The organism is Amycolatopsis sp. NPDC051106, assembly GCF_040682775.1.
In the GTDB taxonomy this organism is placed as follows: domain Bacteria; phylum Actinomycetota; class Actinomycetes; order Mycobacteriales; family Pseudonocardiaceae; genus Amycolatopsis.
In genome coordinates this window covers 1-17,738 of sequence record NZ_JBFBBQ010000086.1, presented here as the reverse complement: position 1 = coordinate 17,738, position 17,738 = coordinate 1, and the positions used below count along the sequence as shown (strand labels likewise).

Here is a 17,738-nt window from a genome sequence, read left to right as displayed (position 1 = left end):
GCCGGTTGTGGACAGGTGCGCCCGGCAACGCCGTCTCCGCCGGTTTCGTCGGTGGCGGCCGATAGACTGGACCGGGGTCAGCCCCCAGGGATGGGTGGGGACCGCCCGGTGGGTCAGTCGAGGTCGAGTTCGTCGATCAGGGCGAACATCTCGTCGTCCGTTGCCGACTCCAGCTTCTCCTCCACCGCCGTCGCCGTCGCCGAAGCGCCGTTCACCCGGGCCAGCAGCTCCTGCAGCCGCGTGCCCAGCGTCGCCCGCGCCGAGGAATCCGCCAGCAGCTCCGGCAACGCGAACTCCACCCGGTCCAGCTCCGCCAGCGCCGGCAGGATCGCCGCCGGGACGTCCGGGACCAGCTCGGACCTCAGGTACTCCACCAGGACCGTCGTCGACGGGTAGTCGAACAGCAGCGTCGCCGGCAGGCGCAAGCCCGTTGCCGCTCCCAGAAGATTGCGCAGCTCCACCGCGCTCAGCGAGTCGAAGCCCAGCTCCAAGAAGCCCCGGTCCGGCTCGATCGCGTCCGGGCCCGCGTACCCCAGGACCGTCGCCGCGTGGGTGCGGACCAGGTCCAGCAACGCTCCGTCGCGTTCCGCCTCCGACATCCCGGCCAAGCGGTGGGTCAGGCTGTCCACCGGGTCGGCCGGGGCCGCCGACGCCCGGACCGCGCGCCGCACCGGGGTGCGGATCAGGCTCCGGAGGATCACCGGGATCGCGTCCTCGCCGACGCGGTCGCGCATCGCCTCCACCACCAGCCGCACCGGGAGCAGCACCGCCTCGTCGAGCGTGCACGCGACGTCGAACAGGTCCAGGCCCTCCTCCGACGGCATCGGCTCGACGCCGCCCCGGGCCAGCCGCGACAGGTCCGCCTCCCCGAGCTTGCCGGTCATGCCGCTGCGCTCGGCCCACAGGCCCCATGCCAGCGACAGCCCGGGCAAGCCCTGCGCCCGGCGCACGTGCGCCAGCGCGTCGAGGAACGCGTTGGCCGCCGCGTAGTTCGCCTGGCCCGTGCCGCCGAACGTGCCGGCGAGCGAGGAGAACACCACGAACCCGGCCAGGTTCATCCCGGCGGTCAGCTCGTGCAGGTGCCAGGCCGCGTCGACCTTGGGCCGCAGGGCCGTGTCCAGCTGGCGGGTGGTCAGCGCGGACACGACGCCGTCGTCGAGGACGCCGGCCGTGTGCACCACCGCGGTCAGCGGGTGCTCGGCGGGGATGGCCGCGAGCAGCGCGGCCAGCGAGTCGCGGTCGGCGACGTCGCAGGAGGCCATGGTGACGTCCGCGCCCCACGCCGTCAGCTCCTCGACCAGCTCCCGGGCGCCTTCCGCGGCCGGTCCGCGGCGGCTGGTCAGCACCAGCCGCCGGGCGCCGCGCGCGGTCACCAGGTGCCGGGCGACGAGCGTGCCGAGCGTTCCGGTGGCGCCGGTGATCAGCACCGTGCCCTCGGGATCCCACTCGGGGACCGGCGCCGGGCTGGTCGCCGGGACCCGCGCCAGCCGCGGCACCTGGATCGCGCCGATCCGGACCGCGACGTGCGGCTCGCCGCAGGCCACGGCGGACGGGAGCGCCGCGTAGGACACTTCACGGTCGTCGAGGTCGACCAGCACGAAGCGGCCGGGGTTCTCCGACTGCGCCGAGCGGACCAGGCCGACGACCGCCGCCGTCGCGAGGTCGGTGATGCCTTCGCCGACCCGCGTCGCGATCGCGCCCCGGGTGACGAACACCAGCCGCGAACCGGCGAACCGCTCGTTCGCCAGCCACTCCTGCACCTGCTCCAGCGCGCCGTGGGTGGCGGTCCGGACGGCCCGCGCCACGTCCTCGTCGTCCTGCGGGCCGCTGGTCATCACGACCACCTCGGGCGCCGGGGCACCCGCCGCCACGGCCGCGCCGAGCGCGTCGAAGTCCGGGTAGGACTCCACCGGGACGCCCGCCGTGCCGAGGGCCTTGGTGACGCGGACGCCGACGTCGTGCCCGACGACCGCCCAGCGTTCGGCCGCCGAGTGGCTGACCGGGGTGATCGGGGCCATCACCCAGCCCACCCGGAACAGCGACTCGTGGAACGCCGAGCGCGCGACGTCGAGCTGCTCGGCCGACACCGGCCGCAGCGTCAGCGCACCGATGGTGGCGACCGGCAGCCCGTCCTGGTCGGCGACCGCCAGGGCCACCGTGTCGTCGCCCTGCCCGGTGACGCGCACCCGCAGCGCCGCCGCGCCGCCCGCGTGCAGGGTCACGCCCGACCAGGCGAACGGCAGCACCGCCCGGCTTTCGTCGCGCAGGGCGACAGTGTGCAGGGCCGCGTCCAGCAGGGCCGGGTGCAGGCCGAAGCGTCCGGCTTCCGCCCGCTCCCCCTCCGGCAGGCCGACCTCGGCGAAGATCTCGTCGCCGGCGCGCCAAGCGCGGTGCAGCCCCTGGAACGCGGGGCCGTAGTCGAACCCGTTGGCCGCGATGCGGTCGTAGAGCCCGTCGAGGTCGATCGGCTCGGCGCCGGCCGGCGGCCACGCGCCGGTGAGGTCACCGGCCGCGGGGGCCGCCGCCGCGGCGAGCGTGCCGCTGGCGTGCGTGGTCCACGGCTCGTCCTCCATGGCGCCGTCCACGCGGGAGTAGATGTCGATCGAGCGGGTGCCGAACCGGTCGGGCCCGCCGACGGCGACCTGCAGCCGCACCCCGCCGGTCTCCGGCAGCACCAGCGGCGCGGCGAGGGTCAGCTCCTCGACGCGCTCGCAGCCGACCTTGTCCGCGGCGTGCACGGCCAGCTCCATGAACGCCGTCCCCGGCAGCAGGACGCTGCCGAGCACGACGTGCTGCGCGAGCAGCGGGTGGCTGGTCGCCGACAGCAGGCTCGTGAACAGCGCGCCGTCCGAACCGGCCAGCGAAACCGACGCGCCCAGCAGCGGGTGCCCGGGTTCGGTGAGCCCGGCGCCGGTGACGTCGCCGGGCACGGCCGGGACGTCCAGCCAGTACCGCTCGCGCTGGAACGCGTACGTCGGCAGTTCGACGTGCCCGCCGCCGGCGAGCACCGCGGCCCAGCCGACGTCGGCGCCGGCGGTGTGCAGCCCGGCGAGCGCGGTGAGCAGGGACCGCTCTTCGTCGTGTCCCTTGCGCAGCACCGATCCCACGCTCAGTTCGACCGGTCCGGCGCAGTCGGGGACGAGCGCGGCGAGCACCGCGTCCGGGCCCAGCTCGACGAACCGGGTGACGCCTTCCGCGGCCAGCCCGCGGATGCCGTCGGCGAACCGGACGGCCGCCCGCACGTGCCGCACCCAGTACTCCGGCGTGGCCAGCTCGTCCGGATCGGCGAGCGTGCCGGTCACGTTCGACACGAGCGCGATCCGCGGGTGGTGGTACTCGAGCCCGGCCGCGACCGCGGCGAACTCTTCGAGCATCGGGTCCATCAGCGGCGAGTGGAACGCGTGCGAGACCTCCAGGCGCTTGGTCTTGCGGCCCAGCGCGGTGAAGTGCTCCTGGAGCGCCAGCACAGCTTCGGCTTCGCCGGAGACCACGACGGCCGCCGGGCCGTTCACCGCGGCCAGCGACACCCGCTCGTCCAGCAGCGGGACGACCTCGTCCTCGGGAGCGGCGATCGCGACCATGGCCCCGCCTTCGGGCAGGGCTTCCATGAGCCGGCCGCGCGCGGCGACGAGCTTGGCCGCGTCGGCCAGGGAAAAGACGCCGGCAACGTGCGCCGCGGCCAGCTCGCCGATGGAGTGGCCCGCGAGGAAGTCCGCGCGGACTTCCCAGGATTCCAGGAGCCGGAACAACGCCACCTCGACCGCGAACAGCGCGGGCTGGGTGAAGCCGGTGCGGTCGAGCCGGGCGGCGTCGTCACCGAAGACGACATCGCGCAGCGGCAAGTCGAACTGCGCACAGACCGCGTCGAAGGCGTCAGCGAAGACCGGGAACCGCGCGTACAGCTCCTGGCCCATGCCGAGCCGCTGTGCGCCCTGCCCCGTGAACAGGAACGCCGTCCGGCCGGAGCGGGCGACGTGCTGCCGCAGCCCGGCGGCGGGCCGGTCCGCGGCCAGCGCGGCCAGCCCGTCGCGCAGCTCGCCGAGGCTCTCGCCGACGACCACCGCACGGTGACTGAACTTCGCGCGGGCGGACAGGGATCGGGCGACGTCGGCCGCGTCCAGTTCGGACTCGGTCGCCGCGAGGAGCCGCCGGGCCTGGCCGCGCAGCGCGGCTTCGGACCGGGCCGAGACCGGCCAGGCCGTGAACCGTTGCGTCGTGACGACTTCCGCTGCTTCGGGCAGCGAGGGCGCCTCTTCGAGGATCGTGTGCACGTTGGTGCCGCTGACCCCGAACGAGGACACCGCCGCGCGGCGCGGGTGGCCGTTCGCGGCCCACTCGACCGGCTCGGACAGCAGCCGCACCTGCCCGGCGGACCAGTCGATGTGCGGCGACGGGGTTTCGGCGTGCAGCGTGCGCGGCAGGACGCCGTTGCGCAGCGCCTGCACCATCTTGATCACGCCCGCGATGCCGGACGCGGCCTGGGTGTGCCCGATGTTGGACTTCACCGAACCCAGCCACAACGGCCGTCCGTGGGAACGGTCCTGGCCGTAGGTGGCGATGAGCGCCTGCGCCTCGATCGGGTCGCCCAGCGTGGTGCCCGTCCCGTGCGCCTCGACAGCGTCCACATCGGACGGTGTCAGCGCGGCGTCGGCCAGGGCCGCGCGGATGACGCGCTGCTGCGCGGGGCCGCTCGGGGCGGTCATGCCGTTGGACGCGCCGTCCTGGTTGACCGCGCTGCCCCGCACGACGGCGAGCACCGGGTGCCCGAGGCGGCGCGCGTCGGAAAGCCGTTCCACCAGCACCATGCCGACGCCCTCGGCCCAGCCCGCACCGTCGGCGTCCGCGGAGAACGCGCGGCACCGGCCGTCCGGGGACAGCGCGCGCTGCCGGCTGAACTCGACGAACGTGTCGACCGAGGAGATCACCGTGACGCCACCGGCCAGCGCGAGGTCGCACTCGCCGGACCGCAGGGCCTTGACCGCCCAGTGCAGCGCGACCAGCGACGACGAGCACGCCGTGTCGACCGTGACCGCCGGACCCTCGAGCCCGAAGGTGTAGGCGATCCGGCCGGAGGCGACGCTGCCCGCGCTGCCGGTCGCCAGGTGCCCTTCGAACTCGCCCGGCGCGTGCCGCACGCGGGAGCCGTAGTCGTGGTAGTTGGAGCCGACGAACACGCCGCTCCGGCTGCCGCGCAGCAGCGCCGGGTCGATGCCGGCGCGCTCGACGGCCTCCCACGACGTCTCCAGCAGCAGCCGCTGCTGCGGGTCGATCGCGGGGGCCTCACGCGGCGCGATCCCGAAGAACGCCGGGTCGAACTCCGCCGCGTCGTGCAGGAACCCGCCGCCGCGGGTGTAGAAGGTGCCGGGCTTGTCCGGGTCGGCGTCGAAGAGGCCTTCGACGTCCCAGCCGCGGTCGGCCGGGAACTCCCCGACCGCGTCGACACCGTCGGCGACGAGCCGCCACAGCTCGTCCGGATCGGTCACGCCGCCGGGGTAGCGGCAGGACATCGCGACAATGGCGATCGGCTCGTCGGTGCGCGCCGCCACCGGGGCGGCGGTCTCGGTCACGGTGTCGTCTTCGTCTCCGACCAGCTCGCGCCGGACGTGCCCGGCGAGCGCGACGGCGGTCGGGTGGTCGAAGACGAGCGTGACCGGCAGCCGCAGGCCGGTGGCTTCGCCGAGGCGGTTGCGCAGGTCGACGGCGGTGAGCGAATCGAAGCCGAGGTCGCGGAAGGCGCGGTCCGGCTCGATCGACTCGGGTCCGGGGTAGCCGAGCGCCACCGCGGCCTGCCCCTGGATCAGTTCCAGGAGCAGCCGGTGCTGCTCGTCCTCGCCCAGACCGGCCAGGCGCTGGGCCCAGCCGGTTTCGACGGCTTCCGGCTTCGCCGCTTCGGGAATGCCCAGCAGCGCTGCGCTCGGCCGGCCCTGGGCCAGGGTCTTGCGGTAGCGGTCCCAGCGGATGTCGGCGACCGCGAGCACGGTCTCGTCCTCGTCGAGGGCCTGCTGCAGCGCGAGAATCGCCAGGTCGGGTGCCATCGCGGGCAGACCCTGCTCGGCGAGGCCTTCCCCGCGGCCGCCGGCCCACGCACCCCAGGCGATGGACGTCGCGGGCAGGCCCGCGGCACGGCGCTCGCGGGCGAGCGTGTCGAGGTAGGTGTTGGCCGCGGCGTAGCTCGCCTGGCCCGGCCCGCCGAGCGTGCCCGCCAGTGAAGAGAACAGGACGAACGCGGAAAGGTCGCGGTTCGCGGTCAGCTCGTGCAGGTGCCGCGCGGCGTCGGCCTTGGGGCGCAGAACGTTCGCGATGCGCTCGGCGGTGAGGCCGTCGAGGACGCCGTCGTCGAGGACGGCGGCGGCGTGCACCACGGCGGTCAGGTCGGGGAGCCCGGAGAGGAGTTCCGCGAGCTGGTCGCGGTCGGCGACGTCGCAGGTCGCGACGGTCAGTTCGGTGCCGAGGTCGGCCAGTTCGGCGGTCAGTTCGGGGAGGTCCAGCCCACGCCGGCTGGTCAGGACCAGCCGCTCGGCCCCGGCGCCGGCGAGCCAGCGGGCGAGGTGCGGGCCGACCCCGCCGGTACCGCCGGTGAGCAGGACCGTGCCGGACGCCGTCCACGACGTCGTCGTCTCGCGGGCCGGGGCCGCGCGGACGAGCCGGCGGCCGAAGACGCCGGAAGCGCGCACGGCCACCTGGTCCTCGTCGGGCGACCCGAGCACGGCGGCGAGCCGGGCGAAGACGCGGGCGTCGAGGTCGGCCGGGAGGTCGACGAGCCCGCCGAAGCGCTGCGGGTACTCCGCGGCCGCGATCCGGCCGAAGCCCCAGGTCAGCGCCTGGCCGGCCGCGCGGATCGGGTCCCGGTCACCGGTGCTGACCGCGCCGCTGGTGGCCCACCAGAGCGGCGCGTCGATTCCGGCGTCGCCGAGGGCGTGCAGCAGCGTCAAGTTCGCTTCGAAACCGTCGAGGGCCATGAGCGAAAGCACGCCCTCGCACGGGCCTGCCGCGCGCAGCAGTTCGGCGTACCGCTCGCGGTCCACTTCGGACGGCAGCTCCAGCAGGCGCGCGCCGAGTCCGTCGGCGACGGCCCGCCCGTCGTGCCCGGCCGGCGCGAGGACCAGCCAGTTCGGCACGATGGTGCCGGTCGCGACACTGAGCGGGGTCCACTCGACCCGATAGCGCCAGTTGTCCACAGTGGATCCGGCTTGGCGCTTGGCACGCCAGGCGGCGAGCGCCGCGAGGTCGGACTGCTCGACGGCGGCCCAGAACTCGTCGTCCAGCGGGTCGGTGCCGGCCGGGGCGTCGAGCCAGTAGCGCTGGTGCTGGAAGGCGTAGGTGGGCAGCGGGATCGTCGCGGCGCCCGGGAACACCGGGGCCCAGTCGACGTCGACACCGCGCACGTGCAGTTCGGCCAGCGACGTGCGGAACCGGGCCAGGCCGCCTTCGCCGCGGCGCAGCGTGCCGGTCGCGACGGCGTCCGGGACGGCCTCGGCGATCGCGGACGTGACGACCGGATGCGGGCTGACCTCCACGAACACCGAGTGCTCGCGCGCCGCGAGGACCTCGACAGTCTGGTGGAACAACACCGGCTGACGCAGGTTCCGGTACCAGTAGGCGGCGTCGAGGGTCGCGGTGTCGATCGGCTCGGCCGAGACCGTCGAGTAGAACGGCACCTCGCCGGTGCGCGGTTCGATCGCGGCGAGCACGTCGAGCAGTTCGGTCTCGATCGCTTCGACGTGCGCCGAGTGCGAGGCGTAGTCCACCGGGATCAGCCGGGACCGGACGCCGTCCGCCTGGCACTGGGCGAGCAGTTCCTCCAGGGCGTCGGGCTCACCGCAGACGACCGTCGACGACGGGCTGTTGAACGCGGCGATGGTGATCCGGCCGTCCCATGCGGACAGGAGGTTCCCGGCCTGCTCGGCGCCGAGCGCGACCGACGCCATTCCGCCCCGGCCCGCGAGCCCGGCGGCGATCGCCTTGCTCCGCAACGCGACCACGCGAGCACCGTCCACCAGGGACAGTCCGCCCGCGACGACGGCCGCGGCGATCTCGCCCTGCGAGTGGCCCACCACCGCGTCCGGCGTCACGCCGTGCGACTGCCACAGCGCGGCCAGCGAAACCATGACGGCCCACGACAGCGGCTGCACCACGTCGACCCGGTCCAACGCACCTTCGCGCAGCTCGGAGAACGGCGACCAGTCGACGAAGGACTCCAGCGCCGCCGCGCACTCCGCGAACCGCTCCGCGAAGACCGGCGACGAACCCAGCAGCCCCACGGCCATGCCGGCCCACTGCGCGCCCTGGCCCGGGAAGACGAACACCGTCCGCCCCACCGTGCCGGCCACTCCGGTGACCACGGACGCGCTCGGCGTCCCGGCGGCCAGGCCGTGCAGACCGTGCAGGAGTTCTTCGCGGTCGTCGCCGAGCACGACGGCCCGGTGCTCGAACGCGGTCCGTGTCGAGGCCAGGGACCAGCCGACATCGGCGATGTCCGCGGTCGCGGCGGCCGCCAGCTTCGAGGCCTGCGCGGACACCCCGGCCGCCGAACGGGCCGAAAGCACCCACGGCACCGGGCCCGTGACCGGCTCGCGCACGGTCTCCGGTTCGGGCGAAGGATCGTGTTCGAGCACGACGTGGGCGTTGGTGCCGCCGACGCCGAACGAGGACACGCCGACGCGGCGCGGTCCCGGCTTGTCCGGCCACGGCGTGGCCTCGGTGAGCAGTTCGAGGGCACCGGAGGACCAGTCGACGTGCGGCGACGGGTGCTCCGAGTGCAGCGAGCGCGGCAGGACGCCGTGACGCATCGCCAGCACCATCTTGATGACACCGGCGGCGCCCGCGGCGGCCTGGCTGTGCCCGATGTTCGACTTGACCGAGCCCAGCCACAGCGGGGCCGACCGGTCGCGGCCGTAGGTGGCCATCAGCGCCTGGGCCTCGATCGGGTCGCCCAGCGTGGTGCCCGTGCCGTGCGCCTCGACGGCGTCCACTTCGGACGGTTCGAGCCCGGCCGCGGCCAGCGCGGACAGGATCACGCGCTGCTGCGACGGGCCGTTCGGGGCGGTCAGGCCGTTGGACGCGCCGTCTTGGTTGGTCGCGGTGCCGCGGACCACGGCCAGCACGCGGTGTCCCTTGCGCTTCGCGTCGGAAAGCCGTTCGACGAGCAGCATGCCGACGCCCTCGGCGAGGCCCATGCCGTCGGCTTCGGCGGAGAACGGCTTGCTCCGGCCGTCGGCGGCCAGCGCGCGCTGGCGGCTGAACGCGACGAACGGCGCCGGGGTCGACATCACCGCGACCCCGCCGGCCAGCGCGAGGTCGCACTCCCCCGACCGCAGTGCCTGGCCGGCCAGGTGCAGGGCGACCAGCGACGACGAGCAGCCGGTGTCGATCGTGACCGCCGGGCCTTCGAGCCCGAAGGTGTAGGCGACGCGCCCGGAGGTGACGCTGCCGGTGCCGCCGGTGACCAGATGCCCCTCGACGCCTTCGGGCACTTCCCGCAGCCGCTGGCCGTAGTCGTGGCCGCTGGCCCCGACGAACACGCCGGTGCGGCTGCCGCGGACGGCGGACTGGGCGAACCCGGCGTCTTCGAAGGCCTCCCACGCGGCTTCCATGACGACGCGCTGCTGCGGGTCCATCGCGAGGGCTTCGCGCGGGCTGATGCCGAAGAAGCCCGGGTCGAACTCGGCGGCGTCGTAGAGGAACCCGCCCGCGCGGGTGTAGCTGTGGCCGGCACTGTCGGGGTCGGGGTCGTAAAGGTCGCCCGGGTGCCAGCCGCGGTCGCCGGGGAACTCGCCGATGGCGTCGGCCTCGGCCATCATCAGGTCCCACAGCTGCTGCGGGCTGCCGATGCCGCCGGCGAACCGGCAGCTCATGCCGACGATGGCGAGGGGCTCGTCGGTCGCGGTGACCGGCGCGGCCACCGCGGGTGCGGGAGCGCCGAGGACCTCGGTGCGGACGTGCCGCGCCAGGGTCGTCGCGTTCGGGTAGTCGAACACGAGGGTGGCGGACAGCTTGAGGCCGGTGGCGGCGGTGAGCCGGTTGCGCAGCTCGATCGCCGTCAGCGAGTCGAAGCCCAGTTCGCGGAACGCGCGTGACGCGTCGACGTCCTCCGGTCCGGCGTAGCCGAGCACGGCGGCCGCGTGTTTGCGGACCAGCCCGAGCAGTTCCCGGTCCTGGTCCGGTTCGGACAGTGCGGACAGCTTGGCGCGCAACGCACCCGCGGCGCCGGTCTCCTCCTCGGTGACCTCCGACTCGGCGGCCAGCACGGCCGCGACCTCGGGCACCTCGGACAGCAGCGGCCGCGGGCGGGCGGCGGTGAAGACCGGGACGAACCGCTCCCAGTCGATGTCGGCGACGGCGAGGAACGGCTCGCCGTGGTCGAGCACCTGGCCGAGCCCGAGCAGGGCCGGTTCCGGGGCCATGAACGGGATCCCGCGCCACTTGAGCTGATCGGCGACGACGTCGGAGACCATGCCGTCACCGGCCCAGATGCCCCAGGCGACCGACGTCCCGGCCAGCCCGCGGGCACGGCGGCTCTCGGCGAGCGCGTCGACGAAGGCGTTCGCGGCGGCGTACGCGCCGTGGTCACCACTGCCCCAGACGCCGGCGACCGAGGAGTACAGCACGAAGGCGTCGAGGCCGGCTTCGCCGAACAACGCGTCCAGGTGGCGGGCCCCGGCGAGCTTCGCGCGGGCACCCTCTTCGAACTCGGGCAGCGTCGTGTCGGCCAGCGGGGCCAAAAGGCCGACGCCGGCGGTGTGCACGACCGTGCGGATGTCTCGCAGGCCGCTGACCAGCGACGTCAGCGCCTCGCGGTCGGCGACGTCGCACGCGGCGATGGTCACCTCGACACCCATCGCTTCGAGTTCTTCCCGCAGTTCGGCGGCCCCGGGTGCGCCGGGACCGCGGCGGCTGGTGAGCACGAGGTGCTCGGCGCCGCGGCCGACGAGCCAGCGGGCGACGTGCGCGCCCAGCCCGCCGGTGCCGCCGGTGATCAGCGCGGTGCCGCCGGTCCGCCACTCGGGCGCGGTGCCCTGCACGGGAGCGCGGCGCAGGCGGCGCTGGTACAGCCCGGAGCCGCGGACGGCGAGCTGGTCCTCGTCGCCGATCCCGGCGAGGGCGGCGCAGAGCCGGGTCGCGGCCTGCTCGTCGAGGTCGTCCGGCAGGTCGACCAGGCCGCCCCAGCGGTCGGGGTGTTCGAGGGCGAGGACCCGGCCGAGGCCCCAGGTGGTGGCCTGACCGGGGTGCGGCGCCTCGTCCCCGGGCACGACGACGGCGGTGCCTTGCGTCGCGAGCCACAACGGCGCGGTGATCCCGGCGTCGCCGAGGGCTTGGGAGAGCAGGAGGTTCGCCGCGAGCCCCCGGGACAGCACCGGGTGCGTCGCGTGCTCGGTCTCGTCCAGCGCGAGCAGGGACAGCACGCCGGCGACGTCGGTCTCGGTCCGCAGCCGCTCGGCCAGCGACGCGCGGTCCTCGGTCCCGTCGAGGCGCAGGGTGCGCACGGCCGCGCCGGCCTTCTCCAGGGCGTCGAGGCAGACGTCGGGCGCGTGCAGGACCAGCCAGGTGCCGGACAGCGCGGGCGCCGGTGCGGTGACCGGGTGCCAGGTGATCCGGTACCGCCACTGGTCCACTGTGGACAGCTCGGTGCGGCGGTGGCGCCAGTCCGCGAGCGCGGGCAGCACCTCCTGCCAGGGCGTTTCCGCGGTGACGCCCAGCTCTTCGGTCAGCGCGCCGTCCTCGACGGCACTCCAGAACCCGTCGTCCGCCGCGGCGGTCTCGCCCGGGTTTTCGAGCCAGTAGCGCTGCCGCTGGAAGGGATATGTCGGCAAAGCGACCGGCCGGGCCTCGGGGTAGACGGCCGACCAGTCGACGTCGTGGCCCTGCGTCCACAGCTGCGCCACCGACGTCAGGAACCGCGTCAAGCCGCCTTCGCCCCGGCGGAGCGTGCCGACGACGGCCGCCGAACCGGGGTCGAGCGCGGCGTCCAGGGTCTCCTGGAGGCCGCCGCCGAGGACGGGGTGCGGGCTCGATTCGACGAAGAACCGGTGCCCGTCGGCGATGAGGGCCCTGGTGGCGTCCTGGAACCGCACGCGGTGCCGCAGGTTGCGGTACCAGTAGGCGGCGTCCAGTGTCCCGGCGGCCTCGCCGGTTACGCTGGAGACGAACGCGATCCGCGGGGCGCGGGGTTCGAGGTCCGCCAGGGCTTCCAGGAGTTCGGCTTCGAGGACTTCGACCACGGCGGAGTGCGACGCGTAGTCCACCGGGATCCGGCGCACGCGCAGTCCCTCGGCCTCGGCGCGCGCGAGGGCCTCTTCGACGGCGGCGACCTCGCCGGAGATCACCACGGACGCGGGTCCGTTGACCGCCGCGATGGCCACGCGCCCGTCCGCGAGCAGCGCTTCGACCTGCGCCTCCGGTGCCGCGACGGACGCCATCGCGCCCAGGCCCGCGAGCCGGACGGCGATCAGCTTGCTGCGCAGCGCGACGACCTTCGCGCCGTCGGACAACGACAGCGCACCGGCGACGACGGCGGCCGCGATCTCACCCTGCGAGTGCCCGACCACGGCGTCCGGGGTGACGCCGTGGGACTCCCACAGCGCGGCGAGCGAGACCATGACCGCCCACGAGGCCGGCTGCACGACGTCGACCCGGTCCAGGGCCGTCGCGTCGCCGAGGACGTCGGTCAGCTTCCAGTCGACGAAAGCCGACAACGCCGCCTCGCACTCGGCCATCCGGGCCGCGAACACCGGGGCGGAGGCGAGCAGGTCCACGGCCATCCCGGCCCACTGCGCGCCTTGGCCGGGGAACACCAGCACGGTGCCGCCGACGACCTGGGCTTCGCCGCCGACCACCGCGCCGCCGGCGGCCGTGCCGGAGTCGGCGATCTCGCGGAGGCCCGCCGCCGGATCCCGGCCGATCACCGCGGCGCGGTGTTCGAACGCCGAACGTGTGGAAGCCAGCGACCAGCCGACGTCGGCCACGTTGACGTCCCGCAGCTCCGCCAGCTCCGCCGCGCGGGCCTTCAGCGCGGCGTCGGACCGGCCCGACAGCACCCAGACCGCTGTGTCCACAGTGGACTCCGAGGCGGTCTCGGGTTCGTCGGTGACGCCTTCCAGCACGACGTGCGCGTTGGTGCCGCTGCCGCCGAAGGAGGACACCCCGGCGCGGCGCGGCGCCCCCGTCTCGGGCCACTCCTGCTGCTCGGTCAGCAGCGAGACCGCCCCCGCGGTCCAGTCCACGTGCGGGGTCGGCTCGCCGACGAACAGCGTCTTCGGCAGGACGCCCGCGCGCAGGGCGAGGACCATCTTGATCACCCCGGCGACGCCGGAGGCCGCCTGGGTGTGGCCGATGTTCGACTTGACCGTGCCGAGCAGCAGCGGCCGTTCGCGGTCGCGGCCGTAGGTCGCCTGCAGGGCCTGCGCTTCGATCGGGTCGCCCAGCTTGGTTCCGGTGCCGTGCGCCTCGACGACGTCGACCTGCTCGGGCGCCAGCCGCGCGTTGGCCAGCGCCGCCTCGATGACGCGCTGCTGCGAAAGCCCGTTGGGGGCGGTCAAGCCGTTGGACGCGCCGTCCTGGTTGATCGCCGTGCCGCGGATGACGGCGAGCACGGGGTGGCCGTGGCGGCGCGCGTCGGACAGCCGTTCCAGCAGCACGACGCCGACGCCCTCGCCCCAGCCCGTGCCGTCGGCGTCGGCGGAGAAGGCCCGGCAGCGGCCGTCCGAAGACAGACCGCGTTGGCGGCTGAACTCGACGAAGTTGCGGGGGTTGGCCATCACGGTCGCGCCGCAGGCCAGGGCCATCGAGCACTCGTCGTTGCGCAGCGCGGAGACCGCGAGGTGCAGGGCGACCAGCGAGGACGAGCACATGGTGTCGACGGTGACGGCCGGGCCCTCGAGCCCGAAGGTGTAGGCGAGCCGGCCGGACAGCACCGCGGCCGAACCGCCGGTGAGCAGCAGTCCTTCCAGGCCTTCGGGCGCGGTGACCATGCCGCCGGCGTAGCCCTGGTTGCTGGCGCCGACGAACACGCCGGTCTTGCTGCCGCGCAGGGCCGCCGCGTCGAGCTTCGCCCGCTCGAAGGCCTCCCAGGTCGTCTCCAGCAGGAGCCGCTGCTGCGGGTCCATCGCCACGGCCTCGCGCGGGGAGATGCCGAAGAACGCCGGGTCGAACTGCGCCGCGTCGGTCAGGAAGCAGCCGTCGCGGACGTAGCTGCGGCCGATCCGCTCCGGGTCGGGGTCGTAGAGGTCCGGGTCCCAGCCGCGGTCGGCGGGCCACGGCGACACGGCGTCGCGGCCCTCGGCGAGCAGGTCCCAGAGCTGCTCGGGGTCGGTCACCCCGCCGGGGAACCGGCAGCTCATGGACACCACGGCGATCGGTTCGGCGCGGCGCTCGGTGACGTCGTGCAGGCGGCGGTTGGCCAGCTTCAGATCGGCCGTGACCCGCTTGAGGTAGTCACGGAGCTTGTCCTCGTTGCGCATCTGCGTCCGCTCCTGGGAAGGTTTTCCGGTCACGTCAAGAGATTCCGAGTTCTCGGTCGATCGCCGCGAACATCTCGTCGTCGGTCGCCGTGTCGAGTTCCAGGCCGTCGTCGTCGCCGGGGTCGTCGCCTGTGTCGTCCCACTTCCACAGCAGCTTCCGCAGCCGGGCGGCGACCAGCTCGGCGGGGAGGGCGGCCAGCTCGGCCTCGATCCGGTCCAGCTCGTCGGTCGCGGTGTCCGTGACGAACAGCCCTTCGAGCACGTGCTGGGCAACGGCGGCGGGGGTCGGGTAGTCGAAGACCAGCGTGGCGGGCAGCTTCAGCCCGGTCGCCGCGCCGAGCCGGTTGCGCAGGTCGAGCGCGGTCAGCGAGTCGAACCCGAGCTCCTTCAACGTCTGCGTGGGCCGGACGGCGTCGCGGCCGGGGAAGCCGAGCACCGTGGCGGCCTCCGCGCGGACCAGGTCGAGCACGACCCGCTCGCGTTCGTTTTCCGACGCCGCACGCAGCCGCTTCGCCAGCTCGCCGTCACTGTCCACCGGGGATTCCTGCTGCGCTTCGGGCAGCTCGCGCAGCAAGGGGCGGTGCCGCGCCGCGGTGTAGAGCGGGGTGAACTTCGCCCAGTCGATGTCGGCGACGACGCTCGTCGGGCCGCCGGTGTCGACCGACGGCCGGATCGCGGTGACGGCCAGCTCGGGCCGCATCATCGGCACCCCGCGCCGTTCGAGCTGCGCGCCGACGTTCTCGTCCACCATGCCGCCGCCCGCCCAGGCACCCCAGGCGATCGACGTCGCCGGGAGCCCGCGATCGCGCCGCTGCTGGGCCAGTGCGTCCAGGAAGGCGTTCGCCGCCGCGTAACCGGCCTGGCCCGCGTTGCCCCAGACGCCGGCGCCGGAGGAGAACAGGACGAACGCGTCCACGTCGCCGCACAGTTCGTCGAGGTTCCGCGCGCCCCGGACCTTGGCCTCGGCCAGCTCGGCGAAGTCGGCCAGGGTCAGGGCCGTGATCGGCCGTTCGACGTCCACCGCGCCCGCGGTGTGGACCACGGCGTTCACCGGCGGCAGCTCCGCGAGCAGCTCGCGCAGGGCGTCGCGGTCCGAGACGTCGCAGGCGGCGACGGTGACCTTCGTCCCGAGTGCGGACAGCTCGCCCGTGAGTTCCGCGGCCCCGGGCGCGTGTTCGCCCTGGCGGCTCAGGAGCACCAGGTGCTCGGCACCGTTCGCGGCGAGCCAGCGGGCCACCTGTCCGCCGAGCGCGCCGGTACCGCCGGTGACCAGCGCCGTGCCGTGCGGCTGCCAGCGGACGGGCGGGGACGCCGCCGCGCGGACCAGCCGGCGGGCGAACACCCCCGACGGCCGCAGGGCCACCTGGTCTTCGCCGTCGTGGCCGGTGAGGACGGCCGCGAGCCGGCCCGCGGTCGTGGCGTCCGTGACGGGCGGCAGGTCGACGAGGCCGCCCCAGCGGTCGGGCTGGTCGAGGCCGAGGATCCCGCCGAGGCCCCAGGCCATCGCCTGGGCCGGGCTGTGCAGGGGTTCGCCCGGGCCGGTGGAGACGGCGCCGCGGGTCGCGAACCACAGCGGGGCGGCGATCCCGGAGTCGGCCAGCGCCTGCGTGAGCACGACGTTGCCGGCGAGCCCGGCGGTGAGCACGGGGTGCTCGGCGTGTGGCTCGTCGTTCAGCGCGAGCAGGGAGACCACCCCGGCCGGGTTGTCTTCGACGGCCAGCAGCTCCGCCAGCTCCTCGCGATCCTCGGTGGACACTTCGAGCACGCGGACGTCCGGGCCGAGCAGGTCCCGGAAGTCCGGCCCGGCGGGCACGACGGCCAGCCAGCCCGCGTCGAGCGTGGTGGCACGGGGAGTGGTGACGGGGCTCCAGCGGACCTCGTAGCGCAGGTCGTCCACTGTGGACCGGACGACCGGCGCCGCGGAGCGCGGTTCGAGCCAGAACCGCTGACGCTGGAACGGGTACGTCGGCAGTGGAACCGTCCGCTTGACCGGGTAGAGGACCGGCCAGTCGACGTCGTGACCGTGCGCCCACAGCTGGGACAGGGAGGTCAGGAACCGCCGGAGGTCGCCCGCGTTGCGGCGCAGGGTACCGACGACGGCCGCGCTCTCCGCCGTCTCGTCCAGGGTCTCTTCGATGCCGCCGCCGAGCACCGGGTGCGGGCTGACTTCGACGAAGAACCGGTGGCCGGCTTCGATGAGCGTCTTCGTGGCGTCGTGGAACCGGACCGGCTGACGCAGGTTGCGGTACCAGTACCCGGCGTCGAGAGTGGCGGTGTCGACCGGGGTGCCGGTGACGCCGGAGACGTAGGTGATCGCCGAGGTCCGGGGCCGGACCGGCGCGAGGACCTCCCGCAGCTCGGCCTCGATCGCCTCGACCGCGGCGGAATGCGACGCGTAGTCCACCGGGATCCGGCGGACGCGCAGGTCACCGGCGCCGGCGATCAGGGCTTCGAGGGCTTCGACTTCGCCGGAAACGACGACCGACGCGGGCCCGTTCACCGCGGCGAGGGAGAGCCGCCCGTCGTACGGCTCCAGCATCGGGGTGACCACGGACTCCGGGGCGGCGATCCACGCCATCCCGCCGAGGCCCGCGAGCCCGGCCGCGATCGCCTTGCTGCGCAGGGCGGCCACCCGGGCACCGTCCTCGAGGGACAGCCCACCCGCGACCACAGCCGCGGCGATCTCGCCCTGGGAATGCCCGACGACCGCGTCGGGCTCGACCCCGTGTGCCCGCCAGAGAGCGGCGAGGGACACCATCACCGCCCACGACACCGGCTGCACGACGTCGACCCGTTCCAAGGCCTCCGCGTCGGCCAGGACGTCGGTCAACGACCAGTCCACGTGCGGGGCGAGCGCGGCGGCGCAGTCCGCCATCCGCTCGGCGAACACCGGCGACTCGTCGAGCAGCCCGGCCGCCATCCCCGCCCACTGCGCACCCTGACCGGGGAAGACGAAGACGGTCTCCCCCGTTGGTCCGGCAATCCCGCTGACCACGGCCGGGCCCGGCTCACCGGCGGCGATGCCGCGCAGCCCGGCCACCAGTTCGCCGTGGTCGTCGCCGACAACCACGGCCCGGTGCTCGAAGGCCGACCGGGTGCCGACCAGTGACCAGCCGACCTCGGCGATCCCGTGCTGCCCGGCCGACTCGGCCAGTGCGGCCGCCCGATCGCGGACCGCCGCCTCCGACCGGGCCGAGAGCACCCACGGCACCGGGCCCAAGCGCCCCAATGTGGCGTTGGTTGCGTCAGACGCACCCAATGTGGCGTTCGGTGCGTCTGACG

The 17,738-nt window shown here is 74.5% G+C and carries 2 protein-coding genes; both read right to left on the bottom strand.

Annotated features, from left to right (window positions below; genetic code table 11):
* Positions 1-113 precede the first annotated feature (113 nt).
* A complete protein-coding gene (locus tag AB0M83_RS39275; protein WP_364525338.1) occupies positions 114-14,489 on the bottom strand; it encodes a type I polyketide synthase in 14,376 nt (4,791 codons plus the stop codon).
* A gap of 1 nt (position 14,490) precedes the next feature.
* Complete coding sequence (locus AB0M83_RS39270) at positions 14,491-17,667, bottom strand: type I polyketide synthase (RefSeq protein ID WP_364525342.1); 3,177 nt, start codon at positions 17,665-17,667, stop codon at positions 14,491-14,493.
* Positions 17,668-17,738: the final 71 nt, after the last annotated feature.